Origin of the sequence: Rhodococcus sp. CX, assembly GCF_015865005.1 — a bacterium.
Taxonomy (GTDB): Bacteria; Actinomycetota; Actinomycetes; order Mycobacteriales; family Mycobacteriaceae; genus Rhodococcus.
Map to the genome: position 1 here is coordinate 15,578 of NZ_JADZGH010000054.1, position 6,138 is coordinate 21,715.

7 protein-coding genes and 1 pseudogene are annotated in these 6,138 nt (G+C 71.0%); 4 read left to right on the forward strand and 4 right to left on the reverse strand.

What is annotated here, in order from left to right; genetic code table 11:
* The 3 genes from I0Q12_RS32030 to I0Q12_RS05315 all read right to left on the reverse strand — a co-directional run.
* On the reverse strand, window positions 1-567 hold a 567-nt coding region (locus I0Q12_RS32030), incomplete at its 3' end, for an acyl-CoA dehydrogenase family protein (protein ID WP_374068583.1).
* Between the two features lie 2 nt (window positions 568-569).
* A complete protein-coding gene (locus I0Q12_RS05310) occupies window positions 570-1,364 on the reverse strand; it encodes an enoyl-CoA hydratase-related protein (protein WP_197250953.1) in 795 nt (264 codons plus the stop codon).
* Window positions 1,361-2,884 (reverse strand): acetyl-CoA acetyltransferase, encoded by a 1,524-nt coding sequence (locus I0Q12_RS05315; RefSeq protein ID WP_197250954.1) that lies wholly within the window; start codon window positions 2,882-2,884, stop codon window positions 1,361-1,363. Before I0Q12_RS05315 ends, I0Q12_RS05310 begins: the two co-directional genes overlap by 4 nt.
* Before the next feature lie 96 nt (window positions 2,885-2,980).
* Between I0Q12_RS05315 and I0Q12_RS05320 the strand changes: the two genes are divergently transcribed.
* From I0Q12_RS05320 to I0Q12_RS05335, 4 genes are all read left to right on the forward strand, one after another.
* The gene (locus I0Q12_RS05320) at window positions 2,981-3,595 is read left to right on the forward strand and encodes a TetR/AcrR family transcriptional regulator (RefSeq protein WP_197250955.1); all 615 of its coding nucleotides are present in this window, start codon (window positions 2,981-2,983) and stop codon (window positions 3,593-3,595) included.
* 166 nt (window positions 3,596-3,761) lie between these two features.
* Complete coding sequence (locus I0Q12_RS05325) at window positions 3,762-4,244, forward strand: nuclear transport factor 2 family protein (protein ID WP_197250956.1); 483 nt, start codon at window positions 3,762-3,764, stop codon at window positions 4,242-4,244.
* A complete protein-coding gene (locus tag I0Q12_RS05330; protein ID WP_197250957.1) occupies window positions 4,241-4,672 on the forward strand; it encodes a glyoxalase/bleomycin resistance/extradiol dioxygenase family protein in 432 nt (143 codons plus the stop codon). Before I0Q12_RS05325 ends, I0Q12_RS05330 begins: the two co-directional genes overlap by 4 nt.
* Before the next feature lie 55 nt (window positions 4,673-4,727).
* Entirely contained in the window at window positions 4,728-5,768 is a 1,041-nt protein-coding gene (locus tag I0Q12_RS05335; RefSeq protein ID WP_197250958.1) for an enoyl-CoA hydratase/isomerase family protein, read from the forward strand.
* A gap of 68 nt (window positions 5,769-5,836) precedes the next feature.
* Here the strand turns inward: I0Q12_RS05335 and I0Q12_RS05340 are convergent.
* A pseudogene (locus I0Q12_RS05340) lies at window positions 5,837-6,138 on the reverse strand (hypothetical protein); the annotation flags it as partial.

Consider the following 6,138-nt stretch of genomic DNA (forward strand, 5'->3'; position numbering starts at 1 on the left):
GATCAGCGAAATACCGCCGGCACCGGCGTCGCCGGTGCGCACCGCGGTGGTGACGAAGTCGGCGCGGGTACCGGAGGTGATGTACAGCTTCGAGCCGTTGATCACGTACTCGTCGCCGTCGCGGCGCGCGGTGGTGCGGATGTTCGCCACGTCGGAGCCGCCGCTGGGCTCGGTGATCGCGAGCGATCCGATGAGCCGGCCCTCGAGCGCGGGACGGGCGAACCGGTCGATGAGATCGGTGTTGCCCGACGCGACGATGTGCGGAGTCGCGATGCCGTGGCTGAACAGGGCCGAGATCAATCCGGACGAGCCGCCCGCGAGGATGATCTCCTCGAGGATCGCGAGCATGTCGAGCGGGTTGCCGCCGGAGCCGCCGTGCTCCTCGGCGACGGACGCGCCCAGCAGGCCCGCGTCGGCGGCCTTGCGGTGCAGCTCCCGCGGAATCGCGCCCTCACGTTCCCAGGTGTCGATGTGGGGGACGATCTCCTTGCGCGTGAAGTCGGCGGCGAGCTGCCGCAGCGCCTTCCGCTCGTCGGTGTCCCAGCGCAGGATTTCGGTGGTGGTCACGGTTATTCGCCCTTCCAGACGGGTGCGCGCTTCTGCATGAAGGCCATGACGCCTTCGAGGGTGTCGGCGCTGGTGGTGAGACGCGCGAGCGCTTTGTCGGTGAGTTCCCAGGACTGATCCTCGGCGGCGATGTTGCCGTCGACGATGCCGCGGGCGACGGTCTTGCTGGCCTGCACGGCCAGGGGAGCGCCGGCCGCGACGTCCTCGGCGAGCGCCAGGGCGGTGGACAGCACGTCCGTCTGCGGCACCACGCGGTTGACCAGGCCCCACCGCAGCGCGTCCTGCGCGGACATCGGCTTGCCCGTGAGGATCAGCTCCATCGCGACCGCGCGCGGGATGGCCTGGCCGATGCGGAACACGCCGCCGGCACCGGCGATGAGCCCGCGATGCACCTCGGGCAGACCGAATTCGGCGCTGTCCGCGGCGACGACGAGATCGCTCGCGAGCGCGAGTTCGGTGCCGCCACCGAGCGCGGTGCCGTTCACCGCGGCGATCACCGGCTTGCGGATGTGGTGCTTGACCACACCGGCGAAGCCCCAGTGCGCGGTCTCGGGCGGGGTGACGCCGTCGGGTCCGGAGGTGCCGAGGGCCTTGAGGTCGGCGCCGCCGCAGAACACGCTGTCGCCGGCACCGGTGAGCACGACCACCCGCACGCTGTTGTCTTCGTCGGCGCGCTCCCACGCCTCGCCGAGGCCCTGGTGCACCTCCGCGTTGATGCTGTTGGCGGCGCGGGGACGGTTGATGGTGACGAGCAGGGTGTGGTCCCGCTGCTCGACGAGAACGACCGGTTCGGTCACGATGCGGACTCCTCGGAGGGTTGATCGACGAGAGTGATGGTGAGCGCGCCGCCGGCGTCGGCGACGCGGAGGGTCTGCCCGATGAGTGCGGGGCCGGTCGCGAGGATCGCGGCGCCCGCGGCGTCGGTGTGCCCGGCGACGCGGCGGCCGTCGGGGGTGAGGCCGATGAGGAAGCCGGTGGCCGGATTGCCGTCACGTCCGTATTCGGCTGTGGCGGTGACGACTTCGACCTCACCCTCGTAGTCGCGGGCGGCTTCGGGTGCGGTCGCCGGCAGCAGTACCGGTTCCGGATCGCCGATGTAGCCGTCGGTGTGCGGCGCCGCGGCGAGGATGACGGTGTGCTGGTACGTCAGGTAACCGCCGTTGCCGTGCACGAGGGCGAGCTCGCCGTCGGTGCGCAGCCGTCGCGCGACCGCGACGATCGAGTGCAGCGTGTAGCTGTTGAGCGGTCCGCCGAAGAACGAGTGCCCGCCGGTGACGCTGGGCACGGTCTCGCGCGGCAGCCCGAGGTGTTCGACGAGCAGCTTCGGTACCACCGGGAAGCAGCTGTAGGCGTCGACGATGTCGAGGTCGCGGGCCTTGATGTCGGCGCGGGACAGGGTGCGGGCCAGGGCGTCGGCGAGCGCGGCCGAGCGGCCGAACTCGGCGCGGGCGAGCACGTCGGCGGGTTCGGTGGCGCCGGCGCCGCCCCACACGTACACGATCCTGTCCTCGTCGATGCCGAGGTCACGGGCGGCGGCGAGGGACGTGACCACGACCGCGGCGGCCTGGTCGACGAACGGCATCGCGTTCATCAGCAGCGGGTACGGATCGGTCACCATTCGGTTGCGGGGACCGGGGGTGGCGATGTCCTCGGCGGTGCGCAGGTCCGGGTTCCACGCGGCCGGGTTGGTGGCGGCGATCTCGGAGAACGCCGCGTACAGCCGGGCGGACCAGGCGACGGATTCGTCGTGCCCGTGCCCGGCCTCGAAGCTGAGCCGGTTCTCGAACAGGGGATAGACCCGGGTCGGGGCGATCATCGCGGCGCGCTGCATGGCGAGGCTGCCCAGGTCGTCCGGGTCGAACGCGGGCGGGCCGCCGGGCGCGGTGGTCCAGCCGAGTGCGGCGGGGTCGGTGCCGGACTTGGCCGCACCGGTGACCGACGCCTGCGCTTCACCGCCGACGAGCAGCGCGATCGAGCTCGTGCCTGCGGCGATGTCGTGGGCGATCCGGTCGAGCAGCGCCGCGGGCCAGTGCCCACCGATCGGCGTGGTCGAGGTGCGGTCGGGGTTTGCTCCCAGGCGGTCGGCGAGCAGGCCCGGCAGGTCGTCGTACGCCCAGCTCGCGGTCTTGACGGCGCGGATCGTGTCGACCCGGGCGGCGAGGGCCGCGGAGTCGGCGACGCCGGTGTCGGCGAGGGCCGCGGTGGTGGCCTCGTGGATCAGGTCGAGCGGTTCGCGGGGGTCGGCGGGGGAGCCGGCACGACCGGATCGGAGGTCGCCGACACCGATCACGACCGGTACACGGGTGGGGTCTGCCATCACTGTCCTTAGGGAAGACGCGGTGTTGAACTGACCGAAGAGTAATACGGACTGATCCAGTCTGTAAATAATTCCGAGGTCTGGCACACTGCCGGTGTGACCGAAGCATCACCCCGACGCCGTGGCCGGCCGCGCGACGCCGACCTCGAGGACCGCGTGTTCGACGCCGTGCTCGAGGTCTACTCCGAGACGAGCTGGCGCGGCTTCACCCTCGACGCCGTGGGCCGCCGGGCCCGCGTCGGCCGCGCCGCCCTGTACCGGCGATGGGATTCGAAGGACGATCTGCTCGTGCAGGCCCTCGAGGCCCGCAGCCCGCTGCCGGACCCGATCGACACCGGCAGCCTGCGCGCGGACCTGGTCGAGCTCGCCGGTCAGCTGCTCCGTGGTTACCGCACCACCTCCGGGCTGGTGAGCCTGCGTGTCGCGCTCGACGCGCGCGCCCATCCGGAGCTGCTCGCCCGGCTCACCGACACGCTCAACCGCAGCCGGGTGCTCGCGGCGCGCACCATCGTGCACCGCGCGGTCGCCCGCGGTGAACTGCGCGCCGACACGTCCGTGACCCTGCTGCTCGAGATGGTCACCGGGGCGGTGCTCAGTCACGTGCTGTTCGCCCTCGGGACCCCGGCCACCCCCGCCGAGGACGAGGCGTACGCGGAGACCATCGTCGACGCGACCATCCGGGCACTGGCCCCGCCGCGGCCGGACCGATAGCACGGCGACACGGACCGGACGCGGTGAACGGGCGACAACGACGGCGACGTAACCGAACTGCAATCGAATTGCCCGGCGAGCCTCCGAAACCGATACCCCCCGACCGGAATCCGGGATAGCCTGGCTGTCAGGTACCAAAAGGTCGTACGGGCTCGGGAGGTCGGCGATGGATCGGGAGGCCGTCAGTGCGATCGAGCGGGTCAAGTACCGCTATGCTCGCGCGCTCGACACCAAGGAATGGGTCGAGTTCGCGGACACACTGACTCCGGAGGCCACCGCCGTCTACGGCGAGCATCTCAGTTTCGAATCCCGGGACGCGTTCGTGGGTTTTCTCGCGAACACGCTCGGCGCCCACGTCGTCACCGAGCACCACTGCAGCCACCCCGAGATCGACGTCGCCCCCGACGGGAAGACCGCCACCGGGGTGTGGCTGCTCGCGGACACCGTCGTCGTGCCCGAGGACGGGATGCTGCTGCGCGGTTCCGCGTACTACCACGACCGGTACGCGCTGTGCGACGACGGGAAATGGCGCATCTCGCACACCTCCTACGAACGGAACTGGGAGACAGTCGTTTCCCTCGACGACCTGCCGAGTTTCCGGCTCACCTCCAACCGCTGGGATCTGCTGGAGGTTCCGCGCGCATCATGACGTTCGACGGGATCGACTTCCCGAGACCGGGAGCGTTGCCGTATCTCACGGTCTCCGAGGCTCGCACGGCAATCGACTGGTACACAAAGGTTTTCGATGCGCAGCTCGCAGGTGACCCGGTCGTGATGGACGACGGCCGGATCGGTCATGCGGAACTGATCTTCCCCACCGGCATGGTGTATGTCGCCGAGGAGTTCCCGGAGATGGGGCTGACCGCCGCCGAGGCGGGTTCGACGTCGGTGAGCCTGATGCTGCCGGTCGACGACACCGATGCCGTCCTGGCCCGTGCCCGCGGCGCCGGCGGCACCGTCGAACGCTGGATCACCGAAAGCCACGGCAACCGCAACGCGACGCTGCTCGACCCGTTCGGGCACCGCTGGCTGCTCGTCGGTCCGGTCACGGGCAACCCCACCGGCGACACCCCGTAGCGCGCGAACACCGTGTGTCCGGCCGGTGACGACCTCGCCCGGTAGGCTCCCGCCCGTGACAGAGTCGTCCTTCATTCGTGCCTGCGTCGCCAACGGCGTCGGCGAGGTGGTGCTCGATCGGCCCTCGGCGCTCAACGCCCTGGACAGTTCGATGATCCGTGACCTGTACGCGCCGCTGTCGGAGTGGCGCGACGACCCGCAGGTCACGGCGGTACTGGTGACCAGCGCCTCCGACCGCGCGTTCTGTGCGGGTGGGGACATCAAGTCGGTGCGGGACGCGGCGCTGGCCGGCGACACCGATCGGGTCCGGGCGTACTTCGCCGAGGAGTACCGGCTGGACGAGCTCGTCGCCACCTACCCCAAGCCGTACCTGGCGCTGCTCGACGGCGTCACCATGGGCGGCGGGCTGGGCATCTCCGTCCACGGCGCGGTGCGGGTGGTGTCGGAGAACGCGATGCTCGCGATGCCCGAGACCGCGATCGGATTCATCCCCGACGTCGGCGCGAGCCACTTCCTTCCGCGGCTGCGCGGAACCACGGCACGCTGCGACGCCGTCGGCATGTACCTGGGATTGAGCGGCGCCCGCGTGTCCGCCGGAGACGCCCTCGCAGTCGGGTTGGCCACGCACTTCGTGCCCAGCGACCGCATCGGTGCGCTCGCCGACCGCATCCGCGCGGGCGAATGGCAGGACGCCCTCGACGAGTTCGCCGAGCCGGCCCCCGAGTCGGAGCTCGCCGACCGGTTCACCGACATCGAGCAGGTCTTCGGTGACGGCACCGTCGCCGACATCGTCACGCGACTCGACGACGACACGCTCGGTGACCCCGCCTGGGCCACGCAGACCCGCGACGCGCTGCGGGCGCTGTCGCCGACGAGCCTGTACGCAACCGCCGAACTTCTGCGCCGCGGCGCCGAGAGCACCCTGAGCGAATGCTTCGCGCGGGAGCTCGACGTCGCCGTCCGGATCTGCGGCGAACCGGACTTCGCGGAGGGGGTGCGGGCCGTGCTCGTCGACAAGGACCGCAACCCGTCGTGGTCGCCGAAGACCATCGAAGACATCGACCCCGCGAGGATCGCCGCGCTCTTCGAGGACTGACCCCCGGGTGACTGCCTCCGTCACCCGGAGGCAGGAGTCGATTCAGCCACCCGGAGGCGGGAGTTCGTTCAGCGCGTGGGGCGCTGCGGTGCCTGCAGGTCCACGACGATCGGCTGCCCGCCGAGGGTGGCATGGATCTCCGGCTTCTCGAGACCACCGGCGAGCAGGTACTCACCGAGCAGGCTCAGCAGTTCGTCGTTGTCGACGGTCGGGTCCGAGGCGTGACTGCGGTGGGTCCGGGTGGCCAGCTCGCCGTGCGCGAGCCGCGCGGCGATCCGTACCGACGCCTGCCCCATCGAGTTGCGGCGTGCCGGGCCGACCGCCGGCCCGCCCGTCGGCAGGCTGCCGAGTTCGGTCGTGGTGGCCGGCG

What these genes read in the sequence shown, in the direction of transcription:
- I0Q12_RS05325 (WP_197250956.1), top strand. Translation starts at nt 3,762, where the DNA reads ATGGATCGGGAGGCCGTCAGTGCGATCGAGCGGGTCAAGTACCGCTAT.
- I0Q12_RS05330 (WP_197250957.1), top strand. Translation starts at nt 4,241, where the DNA reads ATGACGTTCGACGGGATCGACTTCCCGAGACCGGGAGCGTTGCCGTAT.
- I0Q12_RS05315 (WP_197250954.1), bottom strand. Translation starts at nt 2,884, where the DNA reads ATGGCAGACCCCACCCGTGTACCGGTCGTGATCGGTGTCGGCGACCTC.